Here is a 19,576-nt window from a genome sequence, read left to right as displayed (position 1 = left end):
AGAAGCTTCATATAAAGTAGTACATGATACGGTGCGTTATCAAATGAAAGCGAAGCTGAAAGTGCCGCGTGCAGTAGGTATAAAACACCAGCCCGAAGCGGAAGAGGAGTTAAAAAAAAAACTCCCACAATACCTAGAAGTAATTAAGAAATATGTCATACCACCAATAGATAGACAAAGAAAAATTAGATATTGGTGTGAGGATGAAAGCCGTGTGGGGTTGAAAACTGAAGCTGGTAGATTAATTACAACAAAAGGTACAAAGCCTATCGGTATCATGCAATGGCAACGAGAGAATTTTTATTTATATGGATTAGTAGAACCGTTAACGGGTGAGTATTTTATCTGGGAATTCTCTGATTTAAATGCAGCTTGTTTTAGCGTATTTCTAGAAAAATTTTCTGCCACTTATGCCCAAGATATCTATATTATTCAATTAGACAATGGTGCTTTTCATTTTAGTCAGCATCTTCAAATACCAGAGAATGTCATTTGATTATTTCAACCTCCACACACACGTGAAGTCTGCCGGGTAGAGTATCTACCCGGCGAGCTTCACCGCAAGTTAATCCAATTGAGCGATTATGGCAGGAAGTTAAAAGACATTTAACTTGGGAAAGCTTTGGAACTTTGGATGAGTTAAGACAATTTATCTGGAAGCGTTTGGAGAAATTAAACACATCAATCGTTGCCTCTATTACAGGTTGGGATTTTATTCTTGATGCTTTATTTAAATCAGATTTTTCGTGAATTGGTATGAGTAACTAGGCACAAATAAATTAAAGTTTGTAGTCGGGATTTTAGTCCTGATAATCCTTGTTTTGAGCGATAAATCACTCACTACGAACTAGGATTTTATTTTATGTTTAATTATTAATTGCACCCCTAACCAAAATTACTGTACTATCCACGCCAGAGGCGATCGCTTCAGGAATATTACCTTGAATCGCATGTTGTAATAATCCCTCACGAGAAGCTCCTAAAACTACAACATCGTAACCTTCTGTTTTCACTAGGCGAATCACACCTTCGGTAACTGAATCAGCTTGGACTGGAACAGCAACTACAGTATTGGACAAATTGCGACGACGCATTAACTGACGAATGGCTTGTTCTAAAACTGTCATGTCTGGCTTTAACTCAGATGGTTTAAACACCTGTGTCAAACGAATCTGTGGATTATTTCCCAATGTCACCAAAGCAGGTAACAATTTAATCGCCACCCGTGCATTGGGGCCACCAGCCATCGGTACTAGCCAGCGGTTAAAGGAGTGCTGAGTCCTAAGTGCTGAGTGGGGAGTGCTGTTAGCGGTAGCGGGGCCTTCAGCCCGTACTGTTAGCGGTAGCGGGGCGTTTAGCCCGTGCTGAGTGAGGATTGAGGAAGATGAGGGAGAATTTTCCCCCTTCTCCCCTTGTCCCAACTTCACCAATACGACATCACAAGTGGCTTGGCGAATTATGGTGTCTACAACATTGCCAAAAATCCGCCCAGGAGTGGAAGTATTGCCTTTCCACCCCATTAAAATCAAGTCGATGTGTTGTTCGTTGATTGTCTCTAAAATTGCCTGCGCGACATCGTGAGTCACTCGAATCTGCGTATGTAAGGGAATTCGCCATTTTTTCGCTAAAACTTCGGCTTGTCGTAGCAAACGGCGACTTTTAGCAGTCCTTACCTGTGTTTCGGATGGGGAACTGTGGCGCGACACCAGCATTACTTGCACGCACTCTATTTCATAATGGCGATCGCGGGCAATAGCTGCTGCCATTTGTAAAAGGATACCTGCTGTTTCTGGATTAGCTACTGGTACTAATAATCTGCCTCTGCCAATGCTAGGCGATCGCGTTTGGTAAACTACATAAGAAGGTTCTGGCCGCGGTCCAGGAATCCCGTTTTCACCATTGAGATGGTCTGCTTCCGCTCGAATAATATCGCCACGGGTAATAATCCCAATGAGTTTCCGCCCTTGGAGCACTGGTAAACGACTGACTTGATAACGATCTAGTAAATACAGTACATTACTCAAGGTATGGATTGGTGTTACCGTCATCGGAGCAGGCGTCATGATTTCCTTTAAGGGAATATCATTAGCTAAGTTGCGATCGCGTATTTTCATTAAATCTGATTGGGTAACAATTCCTACCAGCTTACTATCCTCTACTACCGGGAAACCACGATGGTGAGAACGGGCAAACGCCTGCATTGCTTCTTCTAAAGTCATATCTGCATCTAGAGTTTCTACCCGTTCCTGCATCACATCTCTTGCTGTTAACTTTGTCAATGTCCCTTCTATGGGAGCCTCTTTGACGAGAGTAATGCCGTTCAACTCTAAAAGTTTCTCGTAAAGCGAACCAGGCACTACCTTTTCCGCAACCAGGTAAGCCGTTACAGAAACAATCATCAAAGGTAGCACCAGATTGAAATCTGTAGTCATCTCAAACACAATCACAATTGCTGTGATTGGCACTTTAGAAACGGCGCTAAAAAATCCACCCATACCCGCTAGAGCGTAGGTAGTAAGGGAACCTGCTCCCAAAAGGTAAAACTCGGACACACCGACTAAGTGCCCTAAACAAGAACCTAAAATCAGACTAGGAGCGAATAAACCCCCAGGCGCTCCTGAACCAAATGCTACCAGGGTAAGGATGAACTGAGCCGCAAAAGCGATCGCCGCAAAGGAAGGATTAGCACTACCAGTAATCACATACTCTCGTAATCCAGTATTATCCCGGAAATAACTGGGTAGCATTGCCACAACCACACCAGAAATAAATCCAGCTAAAGCCACCCGCAACGGTAAGCTAATGTGTAAATTTCGATATAATTTAATACTAAATACTAGCCCACGATTAAATAATGCACCCAGCAACCCTGCCAAGATGCCCAATAGTATGAAAAAGGGAATCTCTGGAATGGAGAATTGGCTGGAGGATTGGGTTAATTGCAGATTCAGATCCAAACTACCCCCACCCAATAGCCGAGAGATTACCCCACCAATGAACGAGGCGATAATCGCGGTTCCTAGGGTGATTCCTGATAAATCCTGAAGTAACTCCTCGACAATAAATAACACGCCCGCAATTGGCGCATTGAAAGCAGCTGCCAAACCCGCACCTGCACCAGCAGCAATCATTTGCCGTCGATGTTCTGGGGAAGTGGGAACCCAGCGACTCATACCCCCTGCCAAACCTGCTCCGACTTGCACAGTGGGGCCTTGCCGTCCTAGGGTTATCCCAGAGCCTATGGCGATCATGGCACTGAGTAACTTTACCCCTGCCACACGCCAAGATAAATTAACTGGCACATTGGCAAGCGAGGCTTTAACTTGCGGGATACCGCTACCCGCAGCCTCCGGTGCTAATCTCTGCACCAAAAAACCAGCCAGAAAACCAAAGCCAAGACCAATTGCTGGTAGGGCAAGCCAGGCTGGTAAAATGTGAGCACTATAAACTCGCCATGTTCCTAGCCATCCCGATCCGACTTTCAAGAACACCGCAGATAGAGCAGCAACTAGACCGATAACAGAAGCTTCTGCGATCGCTAAACCTCTTCTAGGCTGCCACCAAGTGCGAAAGCGCTGAGTCAGAACAGGAAGCGACATAGGGGATTGGGGATTGGGGATTGGGGCATTAATAAAAAGGAAAGGGGGAAGGGGGAAAGGGAAAAACCAACCCCTTACCCTTTAACCTTTTACCTTTCCCCCTCTTAAGAGTTCCCATCACTAACAGTTAAATTTCTAATTGCTTCTCCCAGTCGTGGATAGTCCTTCTACTATCAAAGATGGAGTATAACAAGAACCATTCCAATCGGCATCACTGCCTAGTGTAACCACTTGTTTAAGGGCTGTATAGACGTTGCCAGCAACCATCGTATCTTTAACGCGCCCAATTACTTGACCATTTTGAACACGGTAGCCTAAATCAATATTGATTGAAAAGTCTCCAGAAATACCGCTGCCACTACCCAGCATTTGATCCACAATCAAGCCATCATCCATTTGTTGAATCAAGTCTTGGAGGGATGCAGAACCGGGCTGGATAAGAAAATTAAATAAACCAGGGGTAGGGTAGCTACCTAAACCAGGACGAAAACCGTTCCCAGTCGTGCCAATGCCCAGTTGATTTCCGGTAGTGCGATCGCCATAGAAATGCTGTAAAATCCCGTTTTGAATAAACACTAAAGACTGAGTGGGAGTACCTTCATCATCAAAAGGACAACTATAAGGGCCTGCTTCTGGATCTTGGTAGAGAGTGAGACTGGACGCAATTACTGGTTTTCCTAGGCGTTCTGCCCAAGGGGAAGCTACCTCTAGAACTCGTTTGCCGTTCAAAGCCGCTTGCACAGTACCCCATAACATATCAGCAGCTTTAGAAGTAAACAAAACTGGGATGCGGCCAGTAGGCGGGGGAACATTTTCTCTAGCCCAAATTAGCCGCTGTAAAATTTGGTTAGCTAATTTTTCGGGTTGCAGTTCACCCCGCTGGGTTTGCCCATCAGAAACACTCAAAAAATCATCACCACGTACCCATTCTGCTGACATATAACAGCTGAGGGTAGTATCGGTGTAGTGACAATCTAAACCTTTGGTATTGACAAGTCTGGTAGTTTCAACATCACATTCCCAGTCGCTATTGCATACCACCTCTGGATAGGCGTCGCGGATGAGTGCGATCGCTTCTTTGCCCCAGTTTACCAAAACCTCTATAGGCACATTTTCCCCTAAGTCTGGGTAAGATGGCTGAAAATTACTGCCTAATTCCACTGGTTCCGGTTGATTTAGTTGACTCAAGGCAAGAGCTCGTTCTACCATTACTTGCGCTTGGACATAACCGTAAGCCACGGTGAGTCCTGGACACCCATTTCGCCAAAGCCTTAGTGCTGTGCCTTCAGATTGGTTAGTTTCTAGCTGCTTGAGTCGGTTTGCCTCAAAAAAAACTGGTCGAGAAAGCGATCGCGACTGATACACTTCAGCAGCTTCTGCTCCAGATTTTATAGCTAGTTCCAGCAGATGTTCTGCTAGTGTATCTTCTTGTGACAAATTTTCAGAACCCATGACCCTTTGTGAATTGTGGATTGTGGATTTTGAATCGCAGATGTAGACTCCCTGAGAACGGTGAGTCCAGCGCTGTACCCCTACGAGAAGGCAGCTAGCTACTAGCTACGCACAGTCTCCTTTAGTTTCCCAACCTAGACGACTGGTCTTAGTGACGCTCTTGAGCCTCACTCAAAAGGCTTGCCGCAGGGTAGGCTGATACACACTAAATAATTGCTAAAAATTATCGGTGTATTTCAGCAGTTGCGATTTGGAACCACACTCTGGGAAAGTTCTGATGGTCGCCTGAAGTTTCGATGATCGAAAACCAACCTTCGGACTTTTCGGATCAGATCAGACCTTCCGCAAATCAACGCTGTTTTTATTTTGGAAAGTTATGTTCATCGAATCGGCTTTCGGCGCTCAAACTTTCCGCTAATGGACGCAGATAATTATCCCAAATCATTGGCACGTCTAAACCTATTTCAGCGGTTTTAATTTGGAACCACACTCTTAGAAAGTTCTGATCACCGCCCGTTCGCGTTTTATCCCTTACCCTAAAGACCAGGGGATGAAAGGCTTTAGCTAAGTTTTTGGTAATTATTCCAAATCATTGCTATATCTCAACCTATCTTGGCTGATACTATTTTGGATTATTAGTCAATAGGCACTCATAAACTTTTGTTCATGACGGAGGATAAAATTTTTACTTTCTTCTTCCCAATGCCATACTTTTATAGGATATTGACCTCTTGTAACAGCCAAAAGCCAGTAAAAGATTGGGCTTTGGGATCAGACTGTACACCTATAAAATGTACTCCATTAGCTTTTTGCTTGGCTTCTTCAAAACCTTTGGCTTCTGCTAAAGTTTGAGCATTTTTAATATTTGCCACAATCCAGCTTTCTGTAACACCAGTCTCTAAAAGCAATCTTGCCCCTTCACTTGTGTCAAATCTCATGAAAGCCAACTCTAAACCAGACATCCAGGCAGCCAAGGGCAACGCTCTAGATGAGAAAATCAAAATGCCAGGAACGCGAGTTTCGGGTGGTATTTGGGCCAACTCTAAAGGGAAAGCTTCACCAAAGCCGATTTCCCACTCTGGCATCTCTCCAAGATCCGCAGCTGGTAAGCTAACAAATATCCATTGCTGTCCTTCCAAAGCATCTGGTAAACGTTGAGGTAAGGGTTTTTCTAAGCGTACTGAAGGATTAGTTCCTGCTTGATACCCTGGCTCTTGAGGATACACTTGCTCCATCCGCTGTTCTAGCCACTGATTAAGAACCAAAGTACGGCGACTAGGCTGGGCGGGAATACCCAAGTCTTGGCAAGCTTTAGTAATCATGTTGTTCATTTGGCGGCGGAAGAAGCGAATTTTAATCGGCGTTTCTCCTGCTTTAGTAATTGCCTCTTGTAGCGCTGTCCGCAACCAGCCAGAATTTACCTGGGTATTGGGGCAATATTGAGCATAGCGAAACAAAGAATCTGTTTTTGTACTGATATCCGCAGGACTCTCGCAGACTAAAACTTCCCAAATTTTTTTCTGATTTGCGTCCAGAAGTGGACGAGAGTAAAAATCGATTTCCCAAATATTGCCCATATTTTGCGGTAAAAATCTGGCTATTATATTTTCCTGATATCTTGATCATACGAGTGTTAGGGCAGCATGAAGAAATGGAGTAGATAGGAGGGAGGAAGAGAGCGATCGCTCTTGAAGAGGTCTGTTGTCTCCATAATATAAATACAAGTGAGAATCAGAGGTTTTATGTCCCTGACGCTTCAAGACTTAGAAAAAATACAGCAGCAGTACCCCGACTATCGTCTGGAACTAGTCAAGGGTAATATTATTGTCATGAGTCCATCAGGATACGAATCAGATGAAGTTGCGGCTGAAATGGTAGCCCAGTTACGTAACTGGGTTAAACCTCGCAAGCTAGGACGAATAACAGCTTCCAGCGCTGGTTTCAGGTTGCCCAACTCAGATTTACGCGCACCGGATGCCTCATTTGTCTTAGCCGAACGCTTGCGTCGCAGTCCCAAATCTTTTGCTCAATTGGCTCCTGATTTGACTGTAGAAGTGAAGTCCCCTAGCGATAATTTAGAGGATCTCAGAGCTAAGATTCAAGAATTTTTGACTTTGGGAACTAAAGTAGGAATTTTGCTCAATCCCGACGAGCGGATCGTGGAAGTTTACAATTTTGGACAAGATGCAATAATACTTCACGATGAAGATGTTCTAACTGTTCCCGAATTGCTTCCTGGGTGGGAAGTGCCAGTTGCAGATTTGTGGCCTTTAGAGTTTGACTAAGATAGTCGTAAAAGGCTCTACAGAGGTATATACATGCAACTAGAAAATTATTTTGAGTTTTTAGCTCCAGATGACATCCGTATCAAAGGGCATCGTATTGGTATTCGCTATCTGGAATTATCTCAACGACTACTAGTTACAGACAATCGCAAAAGTATGCCTGGACATCTGAAAGAACACTGGGAAAATGGAGGACATATTTGGGGACTAGTTTGGTTGCGTTCCAGTGGTAATCTCAGTAGTTGTTTGCCAGTAGGAGATTAGAGCTTAATCACTTGTTCATTTTTATAAAAAGTTCATTTATTTTATAAGTGTTTTACTAAAAACGAATTTGCTATTTGCGATTTGCGAATATAGAATAAGTCTATATTCGCCGTTCACGAATAAGAGTGATGTTGCAATGTTAAAACCTCAAGATATTGTTGTTGTGCTTAAAGTGCATAACTTACGGGATTTGGAGTGGACTTACAATGAACTTGCCAACAGCTTACACATGAGTCCTTCTGAGGTTCACGCCGCTCTAAGAAGATGTGATGCTAGTGGTCTGTATGATTGTTCTTCTAGAAAGGTTAAAAAGCGTTGTTTGCTCGAATTTCTCATACATGGGATTAAATACGTGTTTCCTGAGAAACCTGGTGCTTTGAGTCGGGGTATTCCAACCGGACACTCTGCCGAGCCTTTAAGAAATTTACTTAACGTTGATCCTGCTGATGCTTACGTATGGAGTGACCCAAGTGGAACTGTTAGAGGGCAAAGTATTACTCCGTTATATCGATCCGTTCCAGAAGCCGTTAAAGATGACCCAAAACTTCATGAATTGCTTAGTTTGATTGACGCAATTCGAGTTGGTCGTGTGCGTGAACAAAATCTTGCTAGTCAAGAGCTTGAACAGAGACTAACAGTTTAATGAATGAGCAAGTACAAATGCTGGAAAAGGCTGCAAGTAACTTTGCAGCCTTAGACGAAAAAATAGTTTTTATAGGTGGTGCAACAATCTTTCATTTACGGCTAAAAATGCTGGACGGGAGCAATTACTTTTCTCCTTAATTGAAAGGTTAGCTCAATAAGTATGACTATTAAAAGTAAGAAAATTTGATGTTTGAAAATAAAGATGAATAAAATTAGGCTTTTAAAAAAATCACTTGTTATAAATCGCTGATCTTACTCAGCAGTTTCAATGCTTTAACAATCATATCTTCAGCATTTTCATATTTACATATAGCAATTCAGGCTCATATTAATTGCTCGTATTCCGCTTGAAGTCGGATGAATATTCCGGGTGCGGAATGTAGAATCTAGCTGAATTGAGACAGTGAATTCCCAATAGCGATCGCAAATCCGAAAGCACGATAAACTATCAATATTTGGCAATTGCCGTAATTATTTAGGCTCTGCATCAACAGAGGGACGGTAAAATAGTCCTTACTTTCGTAGCTTCAAAAGACGAACCATGACAATGCATCCTACTCTCCAACGTGCATTTACTAGCCGCCGCGTTCTAAAAGTGATCAGCGGTTTGAATAACTTTGATGGCGATCGCGTCGCTGCTATTATCAAAGCTGCTGAACTTGGCGGTGCTACTTTTGTCGATATTGCCGCCGATCCTGCCTTAGTTCAACTAGCTAAGAACTTGATAAATTTACCAATTTGTGTATCAGCAGTAGAACCAGAAAAATTTGTCCAAGCTGTAGCCGCTGGCGCTGATTTGCTCGAAATTGGGAATTTCGATACTTTCTATGCTCAAGGACGCCGCTTTGAGGCAGAGGAAGTATTAGCGCTAACTCGCCAAACTCGTGCTCTGCTTCCAGAAATCACCCTATCTGTCACCGTTCCCCACATCCTGGAACTAGACAAACAAGTACAGCTAGCCGAGGAACTAGTAAAAGCTGGAGCAGATATTATCCAAACCGAAGGCGGAACCAGCAGCAACCCATCTCACCCCGGTACTTTGGGATTAATCGAAAAAGCTGCCCCCACCTTGGCAGCAGCTTATGAAATATCCCGTGCAGTGTCAGTACCAGTATTGTGTGCTTCAGGCATTTCTAACGTCACAGCATCGCTAGCGATCGCCTCTGGTGCTGCTGGTGTTGGTGTTGGTTCTGCCATCAACCAACTCAATAGCGAAGTGGCAATGATTGCAGCTGTACGTGGCTTAGTAGAAGCCTTAGAGACTGCTAGCAGCCGCGCGATCGCCTAAAAGAGGCAGAGGGGCAGGGGGCAGAGGGAGTAGGGGAGCAAGAGAATAATTCTTTCCCTTTTCCCTTTTCCCCATTCCCTCTTACCCCAAACAATCCTTCAACGCATAAATCACCTGGTCTTGCTGTTGATCTGTTAGTTCTGGGAACATGGGCAAAGACATGACCTCATGGCACGCTTGCTCTGCTACTGGTAATTCACCTGGTTGATAGCCCAAACTTTGATAAACTGGCTGCAAGTGTAAAGGGTGGGGGTAATAAACCATTGAACTTACGCCCTGCTCTTGCAATTGATTACGCACCCAATCCCGATATTTGGCGCTTGAACCATTCCGCCCCTCGCCTGATATCCGAATGGTGTATTGATTCCATACCCCAACACCGCCAGCTAATTCTTGAGGGGTGATGATACCGGGAACTTGATTGAGAAATTGGTGGTAATAAGCAGCGATCGCTCGCCGTCGTTCATTCCATATATCTAAATAACGTAGCTTAATCTGCAAAATAGCCGCTTGGAGAGCATCCAAGCGGCTATTTACACCTACTTCCTCGTGGATATATTTAACTTTACTACCATGATCCCGTAGTATCCGCAGCTTAGTAGCGATCGCTGGGTCGTTAGTCGTGATTGCTCCGCCATCACCGCAACCACCAAGATTTTTAGTGGGGTAAAAACTAAAGCAACCAATATGTCCAATACTACCGACTTTTTGCTCGCCCCAAATTGCTCCGGTAGACTGAGCGCAATCTTCAATGACTGACAAATTGTGAGACTGAGCGATCGCCATTAGCGCTGTCATATCCACAGGCTGTCCAAACAAATGTACTGGGATAATTGCTTTGGTTTTAGGTGTAATCGCCGCTGCTATTTGCTCTAAATCTAAATTAAACGTAGTAGCGTCAATATCAACGAAAACTGGCTTTGCACCCACGGCGCTGATCACTTCAGATGTAGCAATAAAAGTGAAAGGCGTTGTAATTACTTCATCGCCTGCACCAATTTCCAAGACTCGTAGTGCTAAGTAGAGTGCATCAGTCCCAGAGTTACAAGCCACACATTCAGTTACACCATGATAAGCGGCAAACTGTTGCTCAAAGCCTTCGACTAGGGGGCCGCCGATATAACGGCCAGAAGCCAGAACCTCTAAGACAGCTGCACTGACTTCTGCTTCGATGGTGGTGTATTGTTGCTTGATATCAAAGGCAGGGATGGGATTTACGCTTTGGATCATGAGTTCTCATTTTATCGGAAGATACAAAGGATGCACTTCGACAGTCAATTGTTGCTGATTGATATTATTAATCAAAGAAAGCTACTAAAAGACCGTCGCCCAGGATACGCATCAATAAAGGGTTTTGCTGAGATTTTATAACTGTAAGGCTACCATTTACTGGCAAAAAAGGTGATATATATCAACCAAGATCTAACACCTCAAATCAAAGTTCCAGATGTTTAGGTTGTTTTAAGAAAAAAATACCAGGAGATAAAGAACCCATGCAGGATCTAATCAAGCTGGATGTAGTAGATTTGGCTATTGCTGTAGGATTGATGGCGATCGCCATTGGTTTATCTGCGTGGGAAAAAATTGGACTAGAGTTGAACTTAGCCCTCGCTACTGGCAGAACTATCCTACAACTACTTGTATTGGGATACATTTTAGATTTCATTTTTGCTTTGGACAATGCTTGGGCAGTTTTGGCAATTTTAGTAGTAATGCTGACGATTACGGCGATTGTCGCACGAAATCGGATCAGCCAAAAAATTCCTCATGTGTTGCCTTTAGTATGGGGTGCAATTCTAGTCAGTACCGCTTTGACGCTGCTTTACACCAACTTCTTGATCATTCAACCAGACAGATGGTATGAACCACAATATGTGATTCCCCTAGCAGGGATAATCTTAGGTAATGCTATGAACGCAGCTGCGATCGCTGGGGAACGTCTTGTCAGCACTATTAACGCCTTTACAGTAGAAATAGAAACCCATTTAAGCTTAGGCGCAACACCTCAGCAAGCAGTTAGCCAGTACCGCAAAGAAGCAATTAGAGCCGGATTGATTCCCACTCTCAATCAAATGATACTCATAGGTATGGTCGCATTACCAGGAATTACCACCGGACAGCTGTTGGCTGGAGTCAAACCCTTGGATGCTGTATCTTACGAAATTTTGATTATATTCATGGTTGCTTTCGCTAACTTGCTGACAACACTTTTAATTACTAAAGGGCTGTGTCGTCAATTTTTTAATTCCGCCGCGCAGTTGGTGAGGTGAGTGGGAGATTGGGGACTGGGGATTGGATTTGAGGACACTAACTGTTAATTCATGTCGTCATTCAGCTTACGAATCAGACGGGATAACTCACGAATAATATTCACAGCAATTTCGGGAGTTTCTTCAATGGCATCATAAAGTTGCTCTTGCGTCAGTTCTAGACATTCACAAGGTTCCAAAGTCGTGGCGGTAGCGGAACGAGGTTGAGTATCAAATACAGCCATCTCACCAAAGTATTTTCCTTGCTCTACCTCTGCCAGTGATTTATCCCCAATGTGAACTTTAACTCGACCTGACACAATAATATAGAGCGATCGCCCTTCTTCTCCCTGTCGAAAAATGGTGTAATTAGCTGGAAATGACAGCTCGTTCATCACTGAGGTGAGCCGCACAATAAAATCATCCCGCAATTCCTTAAATATCGGAACTCGCCGGACGAATAGTAAACGGTCAACACTGGTTAGCATAATTACAAATTAAACAATACTGAAAGTCTCAAAACTGAAGTTAGGGCGCGATTAGCCATATTATCCGATGTTTATCGCTAGTCGCCAAGAATACTCCAGGTTTAAGGGAGTGGGAGAGTCAGTTTTAACCGACAAGAGTATGAAGTTAGGGGTCAAAGAATGTTTTGGAAATGGTGCTTTAGACTACTAATAGTATTCCTGGGACTTTGGCTACTCTTGACTCTGGGTTCCCGCATAGGAGCGGAGATTTTTTGGTTTCAGGAAGTCGGCTACCTCCAAGTATTTCTGCTGAGGCTAGTAACTAGGGGTGCTTTATGGGTATTCGTAGCTGGCGTCAGTGCTACCTATTTATTGGGAAACTTTGTCATCGCACAACGGCTGAAGTATCCCCAGTCTTTGAAGATTGAGCAAGTTAGGCGCGAAGAAGCAAAATTCAGTAGTGAGCTAAAAAACTTTCTCAGTCCTCAGTATCCAAGACGTGATCAAATTCGGACGCCTGATACACGAAGCTTTAAACCATTAAGATTACGCTGGCTGTTGCCTCTAGCCTTGGTATTAAGCTTTTTGCTAGGGTTAATGCTAGCTCACTATGGTCAAATAGCTCTTTCATACTGGCATTCTCCCATTAACAGGGCTAATTTACCAGTACCCGTCTTATTCCGGCCAGAGATAATCTGGCAACTGGTAAGGCAAATTCTATCCCAAGTTTGGTATCTTGGCTTAGTTGCGGGAGTAGTGATCGCTATTTTAATTTATCCCCGATTGTTGTTCTGGGCGATCGCAATCATCTTCAGTATTGGCTTAGGGTGGATGCTGTCCCAACATTGGGCAAAAGTCCTGCAATACTTCCACCCGACTGCTTTCAATGGCACTGAGCCTTTATTTAATCGAGATATCAGCTTCTATATATTTTCTCTGCCTGTCGGTGAACTGCTGGAATTCTGGCTGATGGGATTATTTTTATATGGCTTCGTCGCCGTTACCCTCACTTATCTCTTGTCAGCAGATAGTCTGAGTCAGGGAATTTTTCCCGGTTTTTCACCACAGCAGCAGCGTCACTTATATGGTATGGGTGGCTTGTTAATGCTGGTGGTTGCCTTGAGTTATTGGCTAAGTCGTTATGAACTTGTATATTCCAGCCGTGGGGTGAGTTATGGCGCTAGCTATACCGATGTTACAGCCCAGTTGCCAGCCTACACTGTTTTGTTTGTCTTGGCAGTGGCGATCGCAATTTATCTACTTTGGCAAACGTTTTTCTGGCGACCAAAATCCAAATATCGCCCATTGGTTTTTTCCGGCTTGGGGATTTATCTAGCAATGGTTGTAGTGGGCGGTTTTATCCTGCCTAGTGCTGTGCAGTATTTAGTTGTCGAGCCTAATGAATTGCAACGTGAGCAACCCTATATTCAGCGTACTATCGCCTTGACTCGGCAGGCATTTGACCTTGAGGCGATCGATGCTAGAACCTTCAACCCGCAAGGAGAACTGACTGAAGCTGATATTAAAGCTAATGCCCTAACGATTCGCAATATTCGCCTTTGGGATGAGCGACCACTATTAGAAACCAACCGCCAACTGCAACAAATTCGTCCCTACTATCGGTTTCCTGACGCTGATATTGATCGGTACACCCTACAAACAAATGTAACTACACGCCGACCAGCTGCCCCTCAAAAGCCATCAGTACTTGAGCAGGAACTAGTTGAAGCAACAGAACGGCGTCAGGTGCTAATTTCGGCACGAGAATTAGATTACAATGCCGTCCCGCAACAGGCCCAGACATGGGTTAACCGCAATCTAATTTATACTCATGGTTTTGGATTTACTCTTAGCCCGGTTAATACAGTTGGGCCGGGTGGGCTACCAGAATATTTTGTTAAAGATATTAGCGGTGATAGTAATGCCCTCAGTACTTCCAGCGAGGGTATTCGTGACAGTGTTCCGATTGGGCAACCCCGAATTTATTACGGTGAGATTACTAATACTTATGTCATGACTGGCACAAGAGTTAGAGAGCTAGACTATCCGAGTGGCAGTGAGAATATTTACAACAAATACGATGGGCAAGGTGGTATTAAAATCGGTTCGGCGTGGCGACGGTGGCTATTTGCCATGTATTTGAAGGACTGGCAAATGGTATTGACACGGGACTTTTTGCCTGAGACGAAGGTATTATTTCGGCGAAATATTAACCAAAGAATTCGAGCGATCGCACCTTTTTTAAAATTTGATAGTGACCCCTATTTAGTCGCTGCTGATGCCAATCTTGAGAAGAATAATCAAGATTTCCCAACCAATCAAAGTTATCTTTATTGGATGATTGATGCCTACACGACAAGCGATCGCTATCCTTACTCAGATATAGATAAAGATGGTATCAGTTACATTCGTAACTCGGTCAAAGTAGTGATTGATGCCTATCATGGCACTGTTAACTTTTATATTGCCGATACCAGCGATCCGATAATTGCTACTTGGTCAGCGATATTCCCCAACCTATTCAAACCGCTCAATGCAATGCCAGTCAGCCTCCGCAGCCATATCCGCTATCCAGTGGATTTCTTCAAAATTCAATCTGAGCGGTTGTTGACGTACCACATGACCGATCCCCAAGTATTTTACAACAGAGAAGACCAGTGGCAAATTCCTAACGAAATTTACGGCAGCGAAGCCCGTCCAGTAGAACCGTATTATTTAATTACCAATCTACCCACCGTACCCTTTGTTGGCGCAGCCTCTCGTAGAGAAGAATTTATCTTGCTTCTGCCCTACACTCCTAGACAGCGGACTAATTTGATTGCTTGGTTAGCAGCGCGATCGGATGGGGAAAACTACGGTAAATTGCTTTTGTATGTCTTTCCCAAAGAACGTTTAGTCTACGGGACAGAACAAATCGAGGCGCGGATTAATCAAGACCCAGTAATTTCTCAGCAAATTTCTTTGTGGAATCGGCAAGGTTCGAGAGCAATTCAAGGTAATTTGTTAGTAATTCCGATTGAGCAATCCCTACTGTACGTTGAGCCAATCTATCTAGAAGCGACACAAAATAGCTTACCAACTCTGGTGCGGGTAGTGGTAGCTTACGAAAACCGGATTGTCATGGCACAAACCCTAGAACAGGCATTGCAGGCAATCTTTCAACCAGAAGTTACACCAGCCCCGGCGATTATCCGTCCTGTTGAGGAAGCAGCCCCGTCTAGTTAGCAATCATACACTACGGCGACAAAGAGGAGTTTCTACCTTGTCTTCCCAATCCCCAGCCCCCAATCCCTTTTACCATTTCTGGATGTAAACGACTGATGAACCCTGATGAACGTCGATATGAAGATAGACAAGCTTTTACAATATTAGAAGTTCAAAAGCTTAATGTTAATTATGGCGGTATTCAAGCTCTCAAAAATATTAATTTAACTATTCAAAAAGGTGAAGTAGTTACTCTAATTGGTGCTAATGGTGCTGGCAAAACTACTACACTTCGCGCTATATCAAAAATAGTGAATCCTAAGAGTGGTGAAATTATTTATAGTGGACGTAACATTACACATCGCCAAGCTCATGAAGTTGTCAAACTTGGTATTGCCCATTGTCCAGAAGGACGTAGAGTATTAGCACGGCAAACAGTTTTAGATAATTTATTATTGGGTGCTTATATTCGCACCAATCAAATAGAAGTAAAAGCAGATATTCAACGCCAGTTTGATTTATTTCCGCGATTGGCACAAAGACGTAATCAACTAGCAGGAACTCTCAGCGGTGGTGAGCAACAAATGTTAGCGATCGCTCGTGCTGTAATGAGTAAACCAAAACTATTACTCTTAGACGAACCTAGTCTAGGTTTAGCACCTGCGATCGTCCGAGAAATCTTCTCTATTATTCAAAATCTTCGAGCTACAGGCGTTACTATTTTGTTAGTTGAACAAAACGCCAACCTAGCTTTACAAATTGCCGATCGCGGCTACGTTCTTGATGCTGGTTCTATTACTTTAACAGGTGCAGCGTCAGAATTAATGAGTGATGAACGAGTTAGAAAAGCTTATTTGGGGTAATTAATTAAACGAAAACTTGGGAGGTGTAAGCACATGGTAAAGTCACCAACTAAACCCTTAACTTTAGAGGAGTTTTTAAAACTACCAGAAACAAAGCCTAGTTCAGAGTACATCAATGGTCAAATTATTCAAAAGCCCATGCCTCAAGGAAAACATAGTATCACTCAAGGTGAGCTAGTCAGCGCTATCAATGCTGTGGTAAAGCCTCAAAAAATTGCCCTTGCTTTTCCAGAATTACGATGTACTTTTGGCGGGCGTTCAATTGTACCAGATATAGCTGTGTTTGCTTGGGAGCGAATTCCCATAGATGAACGTGGAGATGTAGCAAATGTCTTTAAAGCCCATCCAGACTGGACAATTGAAATTCTCTCACCAGACCAAAGCCAAATGAAAGTAACCGGAAATATCTTACACTGCTTAAAACATGGTACTCGTTTAGGTTGGCTAATTGATCCAGAGGAGCGATCAGTTTTGGTTTACCCACCAAAGCAGCAGCCAGAACTTTTACAAGAGGAAGAGGAAATAATCCCAGTTCCCGATTTAGTTAGTGAACTTCAGTTGACTGTAGGACAACTATTTGGATGGTTGAAGTTATAGAGGCATATTATTAATGGGTTTTAAACTTGAAAACGTCATTCCTTGGGGACGTTCGATGCAGGAATACATCAAGATGTTTAACTTAACTTTTGATGAATATAAGTTAAATATTCTCGATTGTGCTGGTGGCCCTGCTAGTTTCAACGCAGAAATGACACGTCAAGGCTACAAAGTTGTCTCTTGCGATCCAGTTTATCAATTCACAGTAGATGAAATTTCCCAGAGAATTCAAGACACTTATGAAACAGTAATACAAGGTGTCAAAGCTAATCAAGAGTTTTACGTTTGGCAAAATATTCAGTCACCTGAACAAATGGGTGAAATTCGGATGGCGGCGATGCGTCAGTTTTTGGCAGATTTCCCTTTGGGAATTACAGAAGGGCGTTATCTCACAAATGAGTTACCTGCCTTACCGTTTGAAACAAATCAGTTTGATTTGGCTTTGTGTTCTCACTTATTATTTACTTATTCTGATCAGCTTTCAGAAGAATTTCATATCTCATCAATTTTAGAAATGTGTCGAGTTGCCAAAGAAGTACGGATTTTTCCACTATTAAAAATATCTGGTGAACCATCTCCCTGGTTGCAACCAATTATAGATGAACTACAACAACAGAGACATTCAGTGGAAATTAAACAAGTAGCTTATGAATTTCAAAAGAATGGCAACCAAATCTTGGTTGTGTGCGGCGGATTGAAGATTTTATGAGAGAAAACGATGTTTTATGTTTAATTAATACCGATTCAATTAATGATTGCAACAAATTCTTTGGTAGAGACCAGGACTTACGCACTCAGATCCCCCAACCCCCTTAAAAAGGGGGGAACTTCTAAAGCCCCCTTTTTAAGAGGAGCCAGCGCGGTCTTCTCCCTTCGCGTAGCGTCTCGTAGAGAAGGGGAGACGCAATCATGCGATGGGGTCTCCCCAAGTGGAGCGACTGGCGTGGGCTAGGGGGGAGCTAGGTTTCAGGCTTCAGTGCGTAAGTCCTAGAGACGTTGCAATGCAACGTCTCTACATGGTCTATATGTCACATTCTTTTTTTAAATTGGTATAAGTTGACCGTTGACAATTTTAGATTTTGGATTATTTTTCGGTTCAAGCCCCGCCCCGCTTCGATTTTAGGTTTTGCATTAAGTGGGAAAAGGAGAAAAACCGAGCCTTAAAAAGTATTTTAATCTAAAATTGCAAATCTAAAATCCAAAATTGTTTGACCTACTTAACTCAGTTAATCATGTTGAGAAATCCTTCAGTCCAAATTCAACAAGTCGCCAATATTTTGACCGAATCTTTTCTTGATGACCCTAGTTTCTCTTTTGTTTTTGGCGAGAATTCCTATCAAGTGAGTGCTTTAAATGCTTTCTTTGAGATATTTGTCACTGATGCGATGCAGCGAGGTGAAATCATGATAGCACCAGATGAACAAGGTGCTTGTATTTGGTATCCGGCAGAAGTCGAAATTTTTAATGAGCAATTTGAAGATACCGTGGGCAAAATCATTTATGCCATCTCAGAAATAGCTGGTAAAGAATCAGGTAAACGCTTTGAACAGCTAATTGAAAAAGTCGGTCAAAATGAACCAACACAGAAACATTGCGAAGTATTTTTTATTGGTTTGAAACCATCCGCACGGAGAAAAGGAATAGGTAAGAGTTTGTTAAAACCTGTTCTCGATTACGCTGATACAAATCAAGTTGGTTGTTACCTTGTTTCTTCCAATCCACGCAATATCTCATTTTACGAGCGACATGGCTTTCAAAAATATTGCCCAATTGAAATTAGTAATTCCTATTCGATGACTGGAATGTGGCGCAATTTCGTTAATTAGTGAATATCTTCTCCAAAAAAAGCTCTCAAATTTTTGGAGAAACTGCATAACTAGTTCTGATTTATACAGGATTTTTCTTCTGAATAGGTTTTTGCAACACAACCATCTGTCATATATTGGATTTCAGCCCACTTTGTGGGTGTTTGTCGTAGATGCGAACTCTAATCGCCTGAATATTTAAACCAATGAGTCAAATAGTCTGGATTGCAAGACATGCCAACCGCTTAGACTTTGTTAACCCCGATTGGTTTCTCACCGCAGAACGACGCTACGATCCACCTTTGTCTGATGATGGTGTCGTGCAGGCCCAGCAGTTGGCTAATCGTTTGAAAGGCGAAGATATTGCTCATATTTTTGCTTCTCCTTTCTTGCGAACTGTACAAACAGCCAACCAAGTTGCAGAAGTTCTCAATCTGTCTATTAAATTAGAAACAGGCTTGAGCGAATGGCTAAATCCCGCTTGGATGACAGAAGAACCAGAAAAACTCTCAACTACAACTTTAGTAGAATTATTTCCCAGAATTGACATTGGTTACACTTCGCGCATTGCAGCAAAGTATCCTGAAACTCATGAAAAAGTGCGGGAACGTTCAGGGCAAACTGCTAGATGTCTGGCTAACGAATTTTTTCCAAAAAATATCTTGCTGGTAGCGCATGGCGCTTCTGTACTGGGGGGAGCAATGGGGCTAGTGGGGGAAATTGCCAAAACGGAGGTTAAAGCTTCCTTATGTTCTTTAGTGAAAGTTGTACGTCAAGATTCACAATGGTTATTAGAACTAAAAGGCGATATCTCTCATTTAAGCTTGGTAGAGAAAGTAATTCGATTTAACTGAATGT

Annotated in this window: 18 protein-coding genes; 13 read left to right on the top strand and 5 right to left on the bottom strand. The window is 43.0% G+C overall.

What is annotated here, in order from left to right; genetic code table 11:
* A partial coding sequence (locus HCR01_RS25555) for a transposase (RefSeq protein WP_226889618.1) occupies positions 1-496 on the top strand: 496 nt, incomplete at its 5' end.
* Positions 497-866: 370 nt separating this feature from the next.
* Here HCR01_RS25555 and HCR01_RS25550 read toward each other — a convergent pair.
* The 3 genes from HCR01_RS25550 to HCR01_RS25540 form a co-directional block, all read right to left on the bottom strand.
* A complete protein-coding gene (locus tag HCR01_RS25550) occupies positions 867-3,599 on the bottom strand; it encodes a chloride channel protein (protein WP_193198879.1) in 2,733 nt (910 codons plus the stop codon).
* Positions 3,600-3,734: 135 nt separating this feature from the next.
* Entirely contained in the window at positions 3,735-5,051 is a 1,317-nt protein-coding gene (locus HCR01_RS25545) for a TldD/PmbA family protein (protein WP_193198878.1), read from the bottom strand.
* 713 nt (positions 5,052-5,764) lie between these two features.
* Entirely contained in the window at positions 5,765-6,628 is an 864-nt protein-coding gene (locus tag HCR01_RS25540; protein ID WP_193198877.1) for a Tab2/Atab2 family RNA-binding protein, read from the bottom strand.
* A 165-nt stretch (positions 6,629-6,793) separates the two neighbouring features.
* Between HCR01_RS25540 and HCR01_RS25535 the strand changes: the two genes are divergently transcribed.
* The 5 genes from HCR01_RS25535 to HCR01_RS25515 all read left to right on the top strand — a co-directional run bounded on the left by HCR01_RS25535 (position 6,794) and on the right by HCR01_RS25515 (position 9,533).
* On the top strand, positions 6,794-7,336 hold the full coding sequence (locus HCR01_RS25535; RefSeq protein ID WP_193198876.1) for a Uma2 family endonuclease: 543 nt from the start codon (positions 6,794-6,796) through the stop codon (positions 7,334-7,336).
* Between the two features lie 33 nt (positions 7,337-7,369).
* On the top strand, positions 7,370-7,600 hold the full coding sequence (locus HCR01_RS25530) for a hypothetical protein (RefSeq protein ID WP_193198885.1): 231 nt from the start codon (positions 7,370-7,372) through the stop codon (positions 7,598-7,600).
* A gap of 136 nt (positions 7,601-7,736) precedes the next feature.
* Positions 7,737-8,243 (top strand): hypothetical protein, encoded by a 507-nt coding sequence (locus tag HCR01_RS25525; RefSeq protein ID WP_193198875.1) that lies wholly within the window; start codon positions 7,737-7,739, stop codon positions 8,241-8,243.
* Complete coding sequence (locus HCR01_RS25520) at positions 8,243-8,383, top strand: hypothetical protein (RefSeq protein ID WP_193198874.1); 141 nt, start codon at positions 8,243-8,245, stop codon at positions 8,381-8,383. The genes HCR01_RS25525 and HCR01_RS25520 overlap by 1 nt, the downstream gene beginning before the upstream one ends.
* A gap of 403 nt (positions 8,384-8,786) precedes the next feature.
* The gene (locus HCR01_RS25515) at positions 8,787-9,533 is read left to right on the top strand and encodes a DUF561 domain-containing protein (protein ID WP_193198873.1); all 747 of its coding nucleotides are present in this window, start codon (positions 8,787-8,789) and stop codon (positions 9,531-9,533) included.
* Between the two features lie 81 nt (positions 9,534-9,614).
* On the opposite strand, the gene HCR01_RS25510 is transcribed toward HCR01_RS25515, so the two are convergent.
* A complete protein-coding gene (locus HCR01_RS25510) occupies positions 9,615-10,763 on the bottom strand; it encodes a DegT/DnrJ/EryC1/StrS family aminotransferase (protein WP_193198872.1) in 1,149 nt (382 codons plus the stop codon).
* A 263-nt stretch (positions 10,764-11,026) separates the two neighbouring features.
* Between HCR01_RS25510 and HCR01_RS25505 the strand changes: the two genes are divergently transcribed.
* Positions 11,027-11,803 carry an ABC transporter permease gene (locus HCR01_RS25505; protein WP_193198871.1) on the top strand — a complete coding sequence of 259 codons (777 nt, stop codon included), beginning with the start codon at positions 11,027-11,029 and terminating at the stop codon, positions 11,801-11,803.
* A gap of 44 nt (positions 11,804-11,847) precedes the next feature.
* Here the strand turns inward: HCR01_RS25505 and HCR01_RS25500 are convergent, their stop codons facing one another.
* On the bottom strand, positions 11,848-12,270 hold the full coding sequence (locus HCR01_RS25500; protein ID WP_193198870.1) for a cyclic nucleotide-binding domain-containing protein: 423 nt from the start codon (positions 12,268-12,270) through the stop codon (positions 11,848-11,850).
* Between the two features lie 159 nt (positions 12,271-12,429).
* Between HCR01_RS25500 and HCR01_RS25495 the strand changes: the two genes are divergently transcribed.
* The 6 genes from HCR01_RS25495 (at position 12,430) to HCR01_RS25470 (ending at position 19,572) form a co-directional block, all read left to right on the top strand.
* Positions 12,430-15,474 carry a UPF0182 family protein gene (locus HCR01_RS25495; RefSeq protein WP_193198869.1) on the top strand — a complete coding sequence of 1,015 codons (3,045 nt, stop codon included), beginning with the start codon at positions 12,430-12,432 and terminating at the stop codon, positions 15,472-15,474.
* 95 nt (positions 15,475-15,569) lie between these two features.
* Positions 15,570-16,316, top strand: a complete 747-nt coding sequence (locus tag HCR01_RS25490) for an ABC transporter ATP-binding protein (RefSeq protein WP_193198868.1) — start codon at positions 15,570-15,572, stop codon at positions 16,314-16,316.
* A gap of 33 nt (positions 16,317-16,349) precedes the next feature.
* Positions 16,350-16,913: a Uma2 family endonuclease gene (locus tag HCR01_RS25485; RefSeq protein ID WP_193198867.1), complete on the top strand. Its 564-nt coding sequence runs from the start codon at positions 16,350-16,352 to the stop codon at positions 16,911-16,913.
* Between the two features lie 13 nt (positions 16,914-16,926).
* Positions 16,927-17,622, top strand: a complete 696-nt coding sequence (locus HCR01_RS25480) for an SAM-dependent methyltransferase (RefSeq protein WP_193198866.1) — start codon at positions 16,927-16,929, stop codon at positions 17,620-17,622.
* Positions 17,623-18,145: 523 nt separating this feature from the next.
* Positions 18,146-18,739, top strand: coding sequence for a GNAT family N-acetyltransferase (locus HCR01_RS25475; RefSeq protein WP_193198865.1), 594 nt, complete (start codon positions 18,146-18,148; stop codon positions 18,737-18,739).
* A gap of 185 nt (positions 18,740-18,924) precedes the next feature.
* Positions 18,925-19,572, top strand: a complete 648-nt coding sequence (locus HCR01_RS25470) for a histidine phosphatase family protein (RefSeq protein ID WP_193198864.1) — start codon at positions 18,925-18,927, stop codon at positions 19,570-19,572.
* The last annotated feature ends 4 nt before the right edge of the window (positions 19,573-19,576 follow it).

Origin of the sequence: Nostoc sp. MG11 (assembly GCF_014904695.1) — a bacterium.
Lineage (GTDB): Bacteria > Cyanobacteriota > Cyanobacteriia > Cyanobacteriales > Nostocaceae > Komarekiella.
This window is presented reverse-complemented; position numbering and strand designations above follow the sequence as displayed.